Raw genomic sequence first — 14941 nt, 5'->3', positions numbered from 1 at the left:
ATTTTTTTTGTCTGTGATTCGGCGATACCGTTTAGTTGACGGTAAACTCGTCGCTGCCCAGATGGTTGTAGTCCACCTTCTGTAACTGGAAATTGGTGATATACACCGGTCCGGCTTTCTGTTCCGAGATAAAGCGATAGCGTGGGGTAATTTCCTGTGCGCTGATGCCGGTCCACTGCGAGAAGAAGCTGAGGAAATCATTCGCCGAGCGGCGGGCTTTAATCATCTTATGCGCTTTATCGTCGCTGGAGAGCACCATAAACGGTACCTGGAAGTTCTGCTGATATTTGTCATCATGGGCGAGATACTGCACCGCCTTACCGCGTTCTTTAAATGCCAGACCGTGATCGGAAAAATAGGTGAGCGAGAAAGAGCTGCCGGAATTCTGTAGCTGGCCGTAGAGTTTCGCCAACAGCGCGTCGGTTTGCGTCACGCTGTAGAGATAGCATGAGGTCTCCTTTGACTGCACAAAGGTGGTGTACTTGCCTTTGGTACGATCGCAGGCCTGCGGGTGCGAGCCCATAATATGCAATACGATCAACTGCGGCTGGCTGCGCTCGACTGATAAGACCTGCTCGGTCAGTTTCAGCAGCTGCTCATCCTGCGTATTTTTATTGGCTTCAAAATCCCCATTTTTCAGGAACTGCACCTCATCGGCGCGTTTGGCGATGCTGGCGATGGCGGTGTCGTATTCACCAATTTGCCCTTGATTGGAGAACCACCAGGTTTGGAAGCCCGCGCGGTTGGCGAGGGTGACGAAGTTATCCTGATACTGGGGTTTACCGTCTACCACCCGATTGAGGGTCAGGCCCAGCGACTTCTGCGTGGAGCCGCTGGCGGCGACGTAGTTTTTAAACAGATAGCCGTTGACCGAACTGGCGAACGGCGTGTTGTCCCAGTGGCCGCCGAAAGCGCCAAGCGCATCGCGGCGCGCGCTCTCACCAATCACCACGACATAGAGATGGTACTTCGGCTTCACCGCCAGCACGTGCCAGCTATCTTTCATGTTCGCCAACTGCGCCATCCGCGCCTGTTCATCCAGCACTTCATTGTTATTAACGATCACGTCTTTTACGAAGCGCACAGCGGGATAACCGCTATCAATGACTTTAAAGACGCCGCCCCAGGCCAGATTCTGCACAGGTTGCAGGAAGAAGATACCGATGCTAAACAGCAGCCCCAGATATTCCACTTTGCCAAGGCGCGCGGGCGGCTGTGGTTTGCGCCGTACGGCAATGACGCCGAGGGCGAAGATAAATACCGCCAGCAAATAGTTGTACCACGGGAAAATAGTGAGAATTTCCGTCGACTCTTCCACGTTGGTGGCGTGCAGCGCCAGCAGCGTATTGAAGTTTGGCGCGCCGTAAGCCTGGCCGAAGGGATAGTACATCGCGGCCAGCAGGGAATAGAGGCCAACTACCCCTTTTTGTACCCGCGGAAAGGTGCGCCAAAGCAGATGGAGTACGCAGGTAAACGCAACGGTATAGAGCAAGCTAAATTCATACCCAAGCGCCAGATTAATCAACAGCGACTGTAAAAAGTAGAATCCTGTCCACGGGTTCAGGGCCAGTCTGCGGGCGGCCAGCGTTTCTTTCAGAGTGACATTCATAATTCGTAATCAACAAGACGCCATGTTCGTCCCCTGGCATCAAGGGGGTAAAACCTGCTGGACAGTGCGTGAAGAGGGTCTCTGCGAGCCGCAGTAGTGGCAGGGCTGACAAACGATAGGGCCTGCGAATGGTAAGGTCAACTATTCATAACAGATTGTTTTGCGAGAAAGCTTACAAAACTTGAAAAAAGCGCTGAAAGGCGAGGCAACCGGGTAGGTTAACGGGGAAAAATGACAAAAAAATGAAGCGGCGTACCGCGACGCCGCGTTAGTGGTTAGGTTTATCCTGCTGCGGTTTGCCGTTGATCATGTCGCACAGCATGCCGATCAGCATTAAGCGTACTTTAAAGGGTGAATGGCTAAACACGTTTAAGCACCTCTTGAATTCGTTCATGGTTATTCCTCCTGCGTTTTCGCGCCGTCAAATCCGTGATGGCTGTTTGCATTACATACAGATATAGCACAGGCTATATTTTATAGCTATGGCTAAAATGTTATTTTTTTGTGCTACGGGCGCAATCCATTACAATGTGGATCCTTTTATATGATGCTTGACGCGTCACACCAACGAGGAAGCACAATGAACCGTCGCGCAGGTAAGCCCATAACTAAAAAAGTGACGCAGCTGGTTAATGTCGAAGAACACGTAGAGGGGTTTCGTCAGGTGCGCGAAGCGCATCGTCGCGAGCTGATTGATGACTATGTGGAGCTTATCTCCGATCTGATCAACGAAGTGGGCGAAGCGCGCCAGGTGGATATGGCTGCGCGTCTTGGCGTTTCGCAACCGACGGTGGCGAAAATGCTTAAACGTCTGGCGAGCGTCGGCTTGATCGAACAGATCCCCTGGCGCGGGATCTTCTTAACCCCGGAAGGGGAAAAGCTAGCCCATGAAAGCCGCGAGCGTCATCAGATAGTGGAAAACTTTCTGCTGGCGATTGGCGTGAGTCCGGAGATTGCCCGCCGCGATGCTGAGGGAATGGAACACCACGTTAGCGAAGAGACGCTGGCGCAATTTAAGCTGTTTACCCAGAGATTACACGCAGAATGAATCTCCCCTTTGTGCAGTCGCTCGCTCGCGACCGTTTCCTGCATCTTTTGTTACTTATCGCCGTTATCCTTAGCCTGTTTGTTCCTTTCGCGCCTCAGCGCTGGGGGCAGGCTATCGACTGGCACACTATCATCACCCTTAGTGGGCTGATGCTGCTGACCAAAGGGATTGAACTGAGCGGTTATTTTGATGTGCTGGGGCGCAAAATGGCGCGCCGTTTCGTCACCGAACGCCAACTGGCCATCTTCATGGTGCTGGCTGCCGCGCTGCTTTCCACTTTTTTGACCAACGACGTCGCGCTGTTCATTGTCGTTCCCCTCACGTTAACGCTGAAAAAATGGTGCGCCATCCCGGTGAACCGGCTGATTATTTTTGAAGCGCTGGCGGTTAACGCCGGCTCTTTATTAACGCCCATCGGCAATCCGCAGAATATTTTACTGTGGGGCCGCTCCGGGCTATCGTTTCTTGCCTTTATCGGCCAGATGCTGCCGCTGGCGGCGGCGATGATGATCACGCTATTGGTGCTGTGTTGGTTCTGTTTCCCCGCCGCTCGGCTCAATTATCAAAGTAGCGACAAAGCGCCGGAGTGGCGGCCGAGGCTGGTGTGGAGCTGCCTCGCTTTCTACCTTATCTTTCTGGCGGCGCTGGAGATGAAGCAGGAACTCTGGGGACTGTCGCTCATTGCCGTCGGGTTCCTGCTGCTGGCGCGAGCGGTGATTATCAACGTCGACTGGTCGCTGCTGCTGGTGTTTATGGCGATGTTTATCGACGTTCATCTGCTGACGCAGTTGCCGGTGCTGCAGCAGTGGCTGAACGACGTCGGCCAGCTCTCGCATGGCGGGCTATGGCTGACGGCAATTGGCCTGTCGCAGTTTATCAGCAACGTGCCGTCGACTATTTTGCTGCTCAATTACGTGCCGCCAACGATGCTGTTAGCCTGGGCGGTGAACGTCGGCGGCTTTGGACTGCTGCCCGGATCGCTGGCGAACCTGATTGCGCTGCGGATGGCCGGCGACCGCCGGATCTGGTGGCGTTTTCATCTTTATTCCATTCCGCTGCTGATCTGGGCGGCGCTCACTGGTTACGCCATGCTCGCGCTGTGGCGCTGATTTTCAGAGGATTGGGCAAGAAACGGGCAGGAACACCCCATTCGCGATGACGACGCTCGGGCTATAACTATCTGGCTGACGTTAATCATCCGAATGAGGAGACTGCTATGCGTTATCAAAAACTGGGAAATACCGGCCTGTTTGTCTCTGAGCTGTGCCTTGGCACCATGACCTTCGGCGGCGAAGAGGGGATGTGGGGAAAAATCGGCCAGCTGCGCCAGGCGGAAGCCGAACAGCTGGTGGGCAGCGCGCTGGATGCGGGCATCAACTTCATCGATACCGCCAACGTTTATTCAGAAGGACGCTCGGAGGAGATCACCGGCCAGGCGTTAAAGAATCTGAAGATACCGCGTGAAAACGTGGTGGTGGCGACCAAAGTGTTCGGCGAAACCGGCACCGCTGGGGTGAACTCGCGCGGCAGCTCACGCTACCACATTATGGGCAGCGTGAAAGAGAGCCTGCGCCGCCTGCAGCTCGATCATATCGATCTCTATCAATTACACGGTTTCGATCCGGCGACGCCTATTGAAGAGACGCTGTCGGCGCTCGACACCCTGGTGCAGCAGGGGCATGTGCGCTATATCGGCGTTTCTAACTGGGCGGCATGGCAAATCGCCAAAGCGCTGGGCATCGCGGAACGCCTCGGGCTCTCGCGCTTTGCTTCTCTGCAGGCTTACTACACGATTGCCGGGCGTGACCTGGAACGCGAACTGGTGCCGATGATGCAAAGCGAAGGTCTCGGCCTGATGGTCTGGAGCCCGCTAGCGGGCGGTCTGCTGAGCGGTAAATATCGCCGCGATGGTCAGGCGGAAGCTGGCGGTCGTCGACTGGAGTTCGATTTCCCTCCGGTGAATAAAGATCGCGCCTTTGACTGCATTGACGTTATGCAGGTGATAGCCGAAGCGAAAGGGGTCTCGGTGGCGCAGATTGCGCTGGCGTGGTTACTGCATCAGCCGGCGGTCACCAGCGTTATTATTGGCGCCAAACGGGCCGAGCAGTTGCAGGATAACATTGCCGCCACCGCTATTCGCCTGAGTGAAGATGAGCTGCGCCAGCTTGACGCGGTCAGCGCGCTGCCGCGCGAGTATCCGGGTTGGATGCTGGAGCGCCAGGGGGAATATCGCCGTAAGCAGCTTGACGCGCAGTAACGCTGTTTTTTCGTGCTTATAAAGATCGCCGCTTGCGGCGATCTTTTTTGTTTGTATGGCTCACAGAAAACGATCCTGCTTTTGCTTCGGCGGTAGTTTTTTTGTATATGACTAGTCATAACATTTAAATGACTAGTCATATACAGAGGCGAACCATGAAAGACAAACTACCGGCCAATTTTTTATGGGGTAATTCGGTCTCCAGCATGCAGACCGAAGGGGCGTGGAATGAGGGGGGGAAGGGGATGTCGGTGTACGATATCCGTGAACCGTCGGAGTTCGCCTCGGACTGGAAGGTAGCGACCGACTCCTACCATCGCTTCCGCGAAGATTTTGATTTAATGCAGGATCTGGGCATGAACTGCTATCGCTTCCAGATTGCCTGGAGCCGCGTCTGTCCGCAGGGAGATGGCGAGTTTAATGAAGAGGGGATTGCGTTCTACCATCAGTTTATTGATGAGCTCATTGCCCGCGGTATTGAACCGATGATCTGCCTCTATCACTTCGATATGCCCTTGTCGCTGGCGGAGCGCTATAACGGTTTTACCGATCGCCGGGTAATGGACGCTTTTATCCGCTATGGCCAGAAGATGATCGACTGCTACGGCGATAAGGTGAAGTACTGGCTGACCTTCAACGAACAGAATCTTTACCATTCGCCGGAGGCTTTTCTGATCACCGGCTATCTGCGTGGCGATAAAACGTTGCGCGAACTCTACCAGATCCAGCACCACGTGATGATGGCGCACGTCCATCTCACCGACTATCTGCATCAGGCCAAACCGCAGTGTCTGATGGGCGGAATGCTGGCCCATGCGCTGGTCTATCCGGCAACCTGTAAGCCGCGCGATATTCTGTGCGCCCAGCAACTGGACGAGTTTTTAAATCAGAATCTGCTGCGCGCCTACGCGGGCGAGGGCTATAGTCCGGAAGTGATGCATTTTGTCGCCCGTGAAGGTTTTGACGATATCTATCGCCCTGAAGATATCGCGTTGATGGCGAGGGTGAAGGTCGACTATCTGGCATTCAGCTACTACGCCAGCCGCACGCTCAATAGCGACGCGATTCCGCCAGGTACGGCGGTGAACAACTATATGTTGTTCGGTAATCAGGACAATCCATACCTGAAAGCGACGGAATGGAACTGGCAGATCGATCCGCTGGGATTCCGCACGATCATTACCCGCTATTACAACGACTGGCGGCTGCCGGTCTTCCCAATTGAAAACGGGATTGGGGTGATCGAATCCTGGGACGGCGAAAATCAGGTCGCCGATGATTACCGCATTGCCTACCACCGTGACCACATTAACGCCATGAAAGCGGCAATGTTTGAAGACGGGGCGCAGGTGATAGGCTATCTCGGCTGGGGATTAATCGATATCCTTAGCTCGCAGGGCGACATGCGTAAACGCTATGGTGTGGTGTACGTCAATCGTGAAAACCACGATCTCAAGGATCTTAAGCGGGTACCGAAGAAAAGCTACGCGTGGTTGAAGCGGGTTATCCACAGTAATGGCGAAGAGATGTAACGGCGAGCGGGCGGTGTATGCTGCCCGCCAGCCCCTCACAAAATAGTAAAGGATCGGAGAATGACGGCGAAGTATCTTAATATCGCGCGGGAAATAAAAAAGCGGATCATTAGCCAGCAGTATCCTGCCAGCGCGCCGTTACCCGACCAGTTTGCGCTGGCGGCAGAGTTCAATACCAGCCGGATGACGATCCAGCAGGCAATGCGTCAGCTGATTGTCGAGGGGCTTATCTACACCCGCAAAGGGCAGGGTACCTTTGTGCGGAAAAATTTCCTCCAGCTATCGCAGTGGGAACTGCCCGGCAGCGACTATTTCGGCGCCACCAAAACCTGGGAGCATCTCGGCGAGGTGCAAAGCGAAGTCGTGCGCTTTGAACTGCGTTTTCCCAGCGAGAAGGAACAGAGTTCGCTGCTGATCGACGCCGATGCGCCGGTGTATGACTTTGTCCGCCTGCGGTTGCTTAACGGCGAGCCGATTTCGCTGGATTTAACGGTAATGCCGGTGGCGCTGGTGCCGGGGCTCAATAAAAGCCATCTACAAAGCTCGGTGTTTCGTTACGTGCAGGAGACGCTGGGGCTGAAGCTGATGGGGTCTTATCGGGTGGTGCGGGCGATTAAGCCGGATGAGCTGGATAAATTACATCTTAACTGCGAGCCGACCGACCCGGTGCTGGAGGTTGAGCAGGTTATCTATCTGGAAGACGGTACGCCGCTGGAGTACGCGCACTGCCACTACCGCTACGATCATGGCGGGGTCATTCTGGTCAATAACGGCTAACCGGGAGCGCTCCCTGCTGGCGCAGCGCTTAGCAGATGCAGATAAAAAAACGGCGGGCACCAGGCCCGCCGTTTTCATGTGCTAGCTGAACTTAGTTCAGGCGCACCGGCATCCCTGAACGGTTCTGGATCGCCTGATCCATTACGCTCTGGTCAACGTCAGGCTGGCTGGTCACCGACTGCACGGCCTGAGTCAGGCTGATAGGCACGATTTCGCCGCCTTTGAACTGCGCTTCGGTGGTCGACAGCGGGTTGTGTACTTCGACGTAGCGGCTGCCATCCGGTTCGGTGGTGGCTTTTACCGGCTCATCGATAAACTGCACGCGGGTGCCAACCGGCACGTTCTCAAACAGGAATTTGATGTCTTCGTTACGCAGACGTACGCAGCCGTGGCTCACGCGCAGGCCGATACCAAAGTTGGCGTTGGTACCGTGGATGGCGTACAGACGACCGATATACAGCGCGTACAGACCCATCGGGTTATCCGGGCCTGCTGGTACGACTGCCGGCAGCGGGTTACCTTCCGCGGCGTATTCGGCGTGCATTTTCGCCGTCGGGGTCCAGGTCGGGCCCGCTTTCTTACGTTCAACTTTGGTCGTCCAGTTGATCGGCGTATCTTTGCCCAACTGGCCGATACCGATCGGCAGTACGATCACGGTATTGGTGCCTTTCGGGTAGTAGTACAGACGCATCTCGGCGCTGTTGATGACGATACCTTCATGCACGGTGTCCGGCAGAATCAGCTGTTGCGGAATATTCAGCACGGTGCCGCCTTTCGGCAGGTAGGTATCCACGCCCGGGTTCGCTTCCAGCATGTTGGACAGACCCATCTGGTATTTGGCAGCGAAATATTCCAACGGCTGTTTATTATCGTCTGGAATAGTGATGACCTGGTTCTGGCCAATCAGACGGCTGCCGTCGGTCGGCAGAGGATAGGTAACAGCTGAAGCTGTGTTGCAAAAGCCCACGATGGCGAAGGCTGCCGCTAAGAGTGTCGATAATTTCATATTCTTCATGTCGTGCGCGGTGTCAACGCCACACGGGCCTTGTTAGATGTTCAGATAGTAGATGGGAGCGCATTATATGTGCTTTCCGATAAACAGGTAAATCAGATGTGTACGAAATCACAATTTTTTCCTGTTGCTAATAGTGTAGTGCGCAACGCGCCGCTTTCACGGCGAATCGTCTGGTTAGTGAAACGTGGATTAATCTTCCAGCAGCCGTGACTGCAACGCTTCACGCGCCTGCGGCGTCAGGCGGTATTCCTGTTCCAGCCAGCGGTCGACATGACCGTAACGCTGTTCAATGCTGGACAACGCGGTCGCCAGATATGACTCCTGAACGGTCATGATGGCGGCGAGATTTTTACGCCCGTGCTCATTAAGGCCTTCGCCGAAGGTGTCGAGCAGGAATCCTTCGACCTGCGCCAGCATCCCCTGGGTCAGCAGATACTCTTCCATGACCGTATTGCTATCACAGCCGAGCGCGAACAGCGTCAGGGCACAGCCGACGCCAGTGCGGTCTTTACCGACGGCGCAGTGCTGCAGCAGGGCGCCGTCAAAAGGCTCCATTAGCCATTGCGTCAACTGGCGATAGGCGGCGTTATTAAACGGTAACTGGCGGTAGAGCTGTAGCATAAACTGCTCGCCGTCCATGGTGTTGAGGGTCGCGGCGTTAAACTCGGTGACTTTCGCATTGACGCTGCTGGAAAGTGGATTGGCCGGGGCGTTGAGGTAAAAGGCTTCGCTATTCAGCCGATCGGGGCTGCGATTGACCTCTGTCGGATCGCGATAATCCAGCACCCGGCTCAGCGGAATGGCGCTGAGATGATTGAGATCCTCCGGCGTCATGTTGTGCAGCGAGCCTGAGCGCAGCAGTTTGCCAGAACGTACGCGCCGGCCGTCGGCCGCGCGTTGACCGCCGAGGTCGCGAAAGTTGATGCCGCCTTGAAGCGAGATAAATGCAGGATGGCTGGTGCGGGTGGTCATAAATTCCCTCTGAATTGCGGATAATTATTATGTCTTAGCAATCGGTCATTTTGCGGTAAAACCCTGACCATAGCATAGTTATTGGCGGGCTTTTTACCGCAAGCCGTGAAAAGTGAACCATTTGCTGGCATAATGTCTGGTTCATCACATCCCTAATTCTCTATTTTCAGGATATCCTCGTGCTAGTATCCAGCAACGTCACCATGCAGTTTGGCAGTAAGCCGCTGTTTGAAAACATCTCCGTCAAATTTGGCGGCGGCAACCGCTACGGCCTGATTGGCGCCAACGGCAGCGGCAAATCCACGTTTATGAAGATCCTCGGCGGCGATCTTGAGCCGACGCTGGGCAACGTGTCTCTCGACCCGAACGAGCGCATCGGTAAGCTGCGCCAGGATCAGTTCGCCTTCGAAGAGTTCACCGTGCTGGATACGGTTATCATGGGCCACGGCGAGCTGTGGGAAGTGAAGCAAGAGCGCGATCGCATCTACGCGCTGCCGGAAATGAGCGAGGAAGACGGCTATAAAGTGGCCGACCTGGAAGTAAAATACGGCGAGATGGACGGCTATTCCGCCGAAGCGCGCGCCGGTGAACTGCTGCTCGGCGTTGGTATTCCGGTGGAGCAACATTACGGCCCGATGAGCGAAGTCGCGCCGGGCTGGAAACTGCGTGTCCTGCTGGCGCAGGCGCTGTTCTCCAATCCGGATATCCTGCTGCTCGATGAACCGACGAACAACCTCGACATCGATACTATTCGCTGGCTGGAGCAGGTGCTGAACGAACGCGACAGCACCATGATCATCATTTCGCACGACCGTCACTTCCTGAACATGGTCTGTACTCATATGGCGGATCTCGATTACGGCGAACTGCGCGTGTATCCGGGCAACTATGACGAATATATGACCGCGGCGACCCAGGCGCGTGAGCGTCTGCTGGCCGATAACGCCAAGAAGAAAGCGCAAATTGCCGACCTGCAGGCCTTTGTTAGCCGCTTTAGCGCCAACGCTTCAAAATCGCGTCAGGCGACTTCCCGTGCCCGTCAGATAGATAAAATTAAGCTGGATGAAGTGAAAGCCTCCAGCCGTCAGAACCCGTTCATTCGCTTCGAACAGGATAAGAAACTGTTCCGTAACGCGCTGGAAGTGGAAGCGCTGGCGAAAGGCTTTGATAACGGCCCGCTGTTCAAAGGGGTTAATCTGCTGCTGGAAGTTGGCGAAAAGCTGGCGGTACTGGGGACCAACGGCGTCGGTAAATCAACGATGCTGAAAACGCTGGTTGGCGAACTGGAAGCGGACAACGGTACTGTTAAGTGGTCGGAAAACGCCCGTATCGGCTACTACGCGCAGGATCATGCCGAAGATTTCGAGAATGACCTGACGGTCTTTGACTGGATGAGCCAGTGGAAACAGGAAGGCGATGACGAGCAGGCGGTACGCAGTATCCTCGGTCGTCTATTGTTTAGCCAGGACGATATCAAAAAGCCGGCGAAAGTCCTCTCCGGCGGCGAGAAAGGTCGCATGCTGTTCGGTAAGCTGATGATGCAGAAACCGAATATCCTGGTGATGGATGAACCGACTAACCACCTGGATATGGAATCGATCGAATCGCTGAACATGGCGCTGGAGATGTATCAGGGCACCCTGATTTTCGTTTCTCACGACCGTGAGTTCGTGAGTTCGCTGGCGACTCGCGTACTGGAGATCACCCCAGAACGCGTAATCGATTTCAGCGGCAACTACGAAGATTACCTGCGCAGTAAAGGTATCGAGTAATCCCTCTCCGTTACCCGGGTGGCGGCTACGCCTTACCCGGGCTACCCGCGGTGCCGTTTTTTTGTCGGGTGGCGGCTAACGCCTTACCCGACCTACGGGGCTACCAAACCGCACAGTGTTGTAGCCCCGGTAAGCGGTAGCGCCACCGGGGATTTCTAGACCACCAATACCGGCATTTTCAGCCAGCCTATGGTCAGAGCCTCCACTCGGTCCCTTCGACGCCATTCACCAGCAGTTTGCGTTTTTCTCCCGCCGGTAATGACAGCTTCAGCGCTTTCCACGCTGGGCGATAGTTGCCGCGAGCGTCGAGCTTCAGGTTTATGCTGCTGGCGCTGCAGGTCATTTCCCACTCCAGCCATAGCGCATCACCCTCTTTATAGCCCCAGCTTTCGCCGTCGTCTTCAAACAGCAAACCGCGGGTTGAGCCGGTACCTTTCAGTGGGAACAACTGCAGTTCGCGACGATCGTCTTTTTGCGCATCGACGTGGCTGATACGTTCACTGAGCGGCAGACCGGCGCCGGCGCGGACCAGCAGCGGCAGTTTTTCCAGCGGTGCGTCCAGCGTCACCCACTGACCGCCGGCGAACCACTGGTGGCTGTAAAAATCGTACCAGCCGTCCTGATTATCGGGTAGCCACAGCTGACGTTGACGGGCGCCAGGCTCCACCACGCTTGCCACCAGCAGATCGCGCCCCAGCATGAAGTCATCACACTCGGCGAAGGTCTGGGTATCGTGCTGGTGGTCGAGGAAGGTCGGGCGCAGCATGGGTTCGTCATCGGCATGCGCCTGCCATAACAGGGTGTACAAATAGGGCAGCAGACGGTAGCGCAGCTCGATGGCAGAGCGGATCGCCGGGGTGATTTCCGGGTACATCCAGGGTTCATTGACCGTCTGGTCGTCATTCCACGAGTGAATGGTAAAGCGCGGATGCATCACGCCGTTTTGCACCCAGCGAACGAACAGTTCTGGTTCGGGTTTATCGCCGGAGAATCCGCCGACGTCATGGCCGACGTTAAACAAGCCGGAAAGACTCATCCCTAATCCCATACGGGTGTTATAGCGTAGCGTATCCCAGTTGGTGCGGTTGTCGCCGCTCCAGGTTTGCACGTAGCGCTGCATCCCGGCGCAGCCGGAGCGGGAGATCAGATACGGGCGCTTTTGCGGCGCAAAGCGCTGCTGGGCTTCCAGCGAGGCGCGCATCATCAATAATGGCATCACCGGACGAATATGCTTAATGGCGATTTCGCGGCCAAAGCCGTAGCAGCGCGCCTCGCCGTCCCATACCTCATATTCGTTATTATCGTTCCAGGTCGAATCGATACCCATCTCCAGTAGCTGGGTCGTCACGCCTTCCTGCCACCAGGTCACGGTGTGCGGGTTGGTGAAGTCGAGATGTGAACCTTCATCGTCCCAGAAGCTGGAGCGCTCCGGCGAATCGGTTTGCGAATCGCGAATGAAAAGGCCGCGTTCCGCCACTTCGCCATAGCGTGGGTGATCCTGCAGCAGACACGGTTTGATATTGGCAGCCAGTTTCAGCCCGGCATCGTGGAACGACTGGCTCATCACTTTTGGCTGCGGCACCTTGTCGTAGTTCCAGTTAAAGACGTAGCGTTTGCCGTTGATTGAGGTATAGCCGGAAGAGAGCTGGAACGAATCACAGGGGATTGCATGCTGCTCGCACAGGCGGATAAAGTTCATCAGCTGATTTTGCGCATCAGGTGCGTCGGTATAGTGCATCGTCGAGCCGCTATAGCCGAGGCTCCATTTCGGCCCAAACAACGTTTTACCGGTCAGACGGACAAACGCTTTGGTCACATCCAGCACCTGCTTACCGGTAAACAGGTAATAATCGATGTCGCCGGCCTCCGCCTGCCAGCGGCGATAGGCGGTGTGGTAGTTGTCGATTTCATTGCCCAGATCCAGCCAGCAACTGCTCAGGTTGTCATAGAACAGGCCGTAGCTGATATCGCTGCGCTGCGTGATGGTAAACGGAATATGTTTATACAGCGGGTCGGTGCTGACGGCGTTGTAGCCCATGGCATCGAGGTTACGCATTTCGTAGCGTTTGCCGTTACGCTGCAGGTCGCCGGCTTTTTCACCCAGCCCGTAGAAACGTTCATCTTTGCGGCGGCTAAGATAATGGGCGACGCCATCCCCGTGGGCGTTTGCCAGATAGGCGCTGGTTGGGCGGTCATTGGCGAGCGTCTGCCACTCACCGGCCTCGTCGCGATAGCTCCACTCCAGCCAAAGCGGCTGGTGGACGGTGACGCGCAGCTGGCGGGTGGCGATGGTCAGCGTGTCATCCGCTTCGCTCATCTGCCAGGCCGGGAGGCTAAAACCGCTGAGGTCATCCCGCGCACGGCCTTCCCACGGCACATCCTGCTGCGGGGCGATACTCCAGGTGCGATCCAGCGCCAGTTGGCCCTGGCGCTTCAGCAGGACGCGGAATAAATTCTCTTCCAGCACATACAGACACAAAGTGTGCTGACCATCAACGGTCAATTCAACGTGATGCTCCAGCTGTTGGTGCAAACTCCAGTGTTTCAACGTCTTCATATTTTACATCCACTCTCAGGCGCGCTTGGCGCGACGTTCAGCAATAAATGCCACCAGGAAAACGGCGCCAATCAGGTCAAAGAAACCCATGGCGATAAACAGCGGGTTGAAGCCAATTTTGTCGGCGGTCACCCCGATTAATAATGAGAACAGGAAGCTGGCGATCCACGCCGCGGAGCCGCGCATACCGTTGACCGTCGCCATTTGTCCCTTGTCGAAAGACTCCACCACCAGCGCGCTGAGCATGCAGGAGATGATCTGATGGCCGAAACCGCCAATGGAGATCAGGATGATGGTGATATAGGGATCGCGGGTAATGGCCACCAGGGCCAGCGAGATCATCAGAAACGCGCCGGTAACGGAACTGGCGATGACCGAATTGACTCGCGTACAGCCGAACCAACGGACGTACAGGCGGGTGAGATAGCCGCTGACCACGCTGCCAAGGTCGGCGGCGAGGAACGGCAGCCAGGCGAACATCGCTATCTGTTTAAGATCCATACCGTGCTCTTTCGCCAGGTACAGCGGCACCCAGAAGCTCAGCACCGCCCAGGCGGGCTCGGCCATAAAAGCGGGGATGGCGATACCGTAGAAACGTTTGTTCTTCGAGACGGTTTTTAGCGCGGTAAAAAAGGGCAGCTTCACCGGCGGCGCTTCGTTGTCCTGCTTGATGTACTCCAGCTCGCTTTGGCTGAGATTCGGGTGTTTTTCCGGGCTCTGGTAGAACACCCACCACAGTACGACCCACAGCAGCGCCAGCACGCCGGTAAACATAAACGCGCCCTGCCAGCCGAAGGAAGCGTGGGCGAAGTAGATGATAGGCGGCGCCAGCATTGCGCCGATAGAAAAGCCGACGCCAGCCCAGCCGGCAGCGATCGGCCGTTCGGATTTCGGGAACCACTCGCCGATGGTTTTAGCGTTAGCCGGGGTGGCGGCCGCCTCTGCGCCGCCCATAAAGAAGCGTAAAATAGCCAGATGCAGCCAGCTGCCTGCTCCGGCGTGCGCGATACAGGCTACCGCCCACAATGTGGCGCAAACCATAAAGCCCAGCTTGAGCCCGATGACGTCGATAAGCCAGCCGCACAGCGGTTGGAAGATGGTATAAGCCAGCTGAAATGCGCCGACGATCCACGAATATTGCTCGGTGGTAATACCGAGAGTGGCTTTCAGTTCCGGGGCGATAATCCCCAGCGAGTTACGTGTGATGTAGTTGACGGTGACGCCAAGTAAAAACAGCACCAGCACCCACCAGCGCAGGTTTTTCACCACCCGGCGCGTTTTGCTGACTGCCATATCATTGTTGAGGCCTTGACTCATAGAACTCTCCACAAGACGTTGTAGGGGGAAATGACGCTTCAGCCGCTGAGTCGTCACGTAATAGTTCTAACCATTTGAATTATTT

The 14941-nt window shown here is 55.7% G+C and carries 12 protein-coding genes; 6 read left to right on the top strand and 6 right to left on the bottom strand.

Going from position 1 to position 14941, the window contains the following annotated elements; all coding sequences use genetic code 11:
• Positions 1 to 31: 31 nt before the first annotated feature.
• Together ABLU78_RS22360 and mntS are read right to left on the bottom strand one after the other, a co-directional pair.
• Positions 32 to 1609, bottom strand: a complete 1578-nt coding sequence (locus tag ABLU78_RS22360) for a phosphoethanolamine transferase (protein WP_032707650.1) — start codon at positions 1607 to 1609, stop codon at positions 32 to 34.
• Positions 1610 to 1877: 268 nt separating this feature from the next.
• The gene (mntS, locus tag ABLU78_RS22355; protein ID WP_015367575.1) at positions 1878 to 2003 is read right to left on the bottom strand and encodes a manganase accumulation protein MntS; all 126 of its coding nucleotides are present in this window, start codon (positions 2001 to 2003) and stop codon (positions 1878 to 1880) included.
• A 186-nt stretch (positions 2004 to 2189) separates the two neighbouring features.
• Here mntS and mntR point away from each other — a divergent pair, with 186 nt between their 5' ends.
• From mntR to ABLU78_RS22330, 5 genes are all read left to right on the top strand, one after another.
• The gene (gene mntR / locus ABLU78_RS22350) at positions 2190 to 2657 is read left to right on the top strand and encodes a manganese-binding transcriptional regulator MntR (protein ID WP_015367574.1); all 468 of its coding nucleotides are present in this window, start codon (positions 2190 to 2192) and stop codon (positions 2655 to 2657) included.
• Positions 2654 to 3766 (top strand): anion transporter, encoded by a 1113-nt coding sequence (locus ABLU78_RS22345; RefSeq protein WP_048228563.1) that lies wholly within the window; start codon positions 2654 to 2656, stop codon positions 3764 to 3766. The genes mntR and ABLU78_RS22345 overlap by 4 nt, the downstream gene beginning before the upstream one ends.
• A 107-nt stretch (positions 3767 to 3873) precedes the next feature.
• On the top strand, positions 3874 to 4914 hold the full coding sequence (locus ABLU78_RS22340) for an aldo/keto reductase (RefSeq protein ID WP_032712937.1): 1041 nt from the start codon (positions 3874 to 3876) through the stop codon (positions 4912 to 4914).
• A 155-nt stretch (positions 4915 to 5069) separates the two neighbouring features.
• Positions 5070 to 6446, top strand: coding sequence for a glycoside hydrolase family 1 protein (locus tag ABLU78_RS22335; protein ID WP_015704827.1), 1377 nt, complete (start codon positions 5070 to 5072; stop codon positions 6444 to 6446).
• A gap of 60 nt (positions 6447 to 6506) precedes the next feature.
• Positions 6507 to 7223: a GntR family transcriptional regulator gene (locus ABLU78_RS22330; RefSeq protein ID WP_015704828.1), complete on the top strand. Its 717-nt coding sequence runs from the start codon at positions 6507 to 6509 to the stop codon at positions 7221 to 7223.
• 91 nt (positions 7224 to 7314) lie between these two features.
• Here the strand turns inward: ABLU78_RS22330 and ldtB are convergent, their stop codons facing one another.
• Both ldtB and ABLU78_RS22320 read right to left on the bottom strand, forming a co-directional pair.
• Positions 7315 to 8229 (bottom strand): L,D-transpeptidase, encoded by a 915-nt coding sequence (gene ldtB / locus ABLU78_RS22325; protein WP_015367569.1) that lies wholly within the window; start codon positions 8227 to 8229, stop codon positions 7315 to 7317.
• 198 nt (positions 8230 to 8427) lie between these two features.
• Entirely contained in the window at positions 8428 to 9210 is a 783-nt protein-coding gene (locus tag ABLU78_RS22320) for a tyrosine-protein phosphatase (protein WP_015704829.1), read from the bottom strand.
• 179 nt (positions 9211 to 9389) lie between these two features.
• On the opposite strand from ABLU78_RS22320, the gene ABLU78_RS22315 reads away from it, so the two are divergent.
• Positions 9390 to 10982: an ABC-F family ATPase gene (locus ABLU78_RS22315; RefSeq protein ID WP_015367567.1), complete on the top strand. Its 1593-nt coding sequence runs from the start codon at positions 9390 to 9392 to the stop codon at positions 10980 to 10982.
• A 193-nt stretch (positions 10983 to 11175) separates the two neighbouring features.
• On the opposite strand, the gene ABLU78_RS22310 is transcribed toward ABLU78_RS22315, so the two are convergent.
• On the bottom strand, positions 11176 to 13539 hold the full coding sequence (locus ABLU78_RS22310) for a glycoside hydrolase family 31 protein (protein ID WP_045386662.1): 2364 nt from the start codon (positions 13537 to 13539) through the stop codon (positions 11176 to 11178).
• Between the two features lie 15 nt (positions 13540 to 13554).
• A complete protein-coding gene (locus ABLU78_RS22305; RefSeq protein ID WP_048228566.1) occupies positions 13555 to 14856 on the bottom strand; it encodes an MFS transporter in 1302 nt (433 codons plus the stop codon).
• Between the last annotated feature and the right edge of the window lie 85 nt (positions 14857 to 14941).

The organism is Klebsiella sp. JN_Kp122 (genome assembly GCF_040062085.1).
GTDB classification, from domain to species: Bacteria; Pseudomonadota; Gammaproteobacteria; order Enterobacterales; family Enterobacteriaceae; genus Klebsiella; species Klebsiella aerogenes.
This window is presented reverse-complemented; position numbering and strand designations above follow the sequence as displayed.

Bases quoted from the DNA above. Each gene is read 5' to 3' on its own strand.
- ABLU78_RS22310 (WP_045386662.1), bottom strand. From the start codon at position 13,539: ATGAAGACGTTGAAACACTGGAGTTTGCACCAACAGCTGGAGCATCAC.
- ABLU78_RS22340 (WP_032712937.1), top strand. From the start codon at position 3,874: ATGCGTTATCAAAAACTGGGAAATACCGGCCTGTTTGTCTCTGAGCTG.
- ABLU78_RS22335 (WP_015704827.1), top strand. From the start codon at position 5,070: ATGAAAGACAAACTACCGGCCAATTTTTTATGGGGTAATTCGGTCTCC.
- ldtB (WP_015367569.1), bottom strand. From the start codon at position 8,229: ATGAAATTATCGACACTCTTAGCGGCAGCCTTCGCCATCGTGGGCTTT.
- ABLU78_RS22345 (WP_048228563.1), top strand. From the start codon at position 2,654: ATGAATCTCCCCTTTGTGCAGTCGCTCGCTCGCGACCGTTTCCTGCAT.
- ABLU78_RS22320 (WP_015704829.1), bottom strand. From the start codon at position 9,210: ATGACCACCCGCACCAGCCATCCTGCATTTATCTCGCTTCAAGGCGGC.
- ABLU78_RS22305 (WP_048228566.1), bottom strand. From the start codon at position 14,856: ATGAGTCAAGGCCTCAACAATGATATGGCAGTCAGCAAAACGCGCCGG.
- mntS (WP_015367575.1), bottom strand. From the start codon at position 2,003: ATGAACGAATTCAAGAGGTGCTTAAACGTGTTTAGCCATTCACCCTTT.
- ABLU78_RS22330 (WP_015704828.1), top strand. From the start codon at position 6,507: ATGACGGCGAAGTATCTTAATATCGCGCGGGAAATAAAAAAGCGGATC.
- ABLU78_RS22360 (WP_032707650.1), bottom strand. From the start codon at position 1,609: ATGAATGTCACTCTGAAAGAAACGCTGGCCGCCCGCAGACTGGCCCTG.
- mntR (WP_015367574.1), top strand. From the start codon at position 2,190: ATGAACCGTCGCGCAGGTAAGCCCATAACTAAAAAAGTGACGCAGCTG.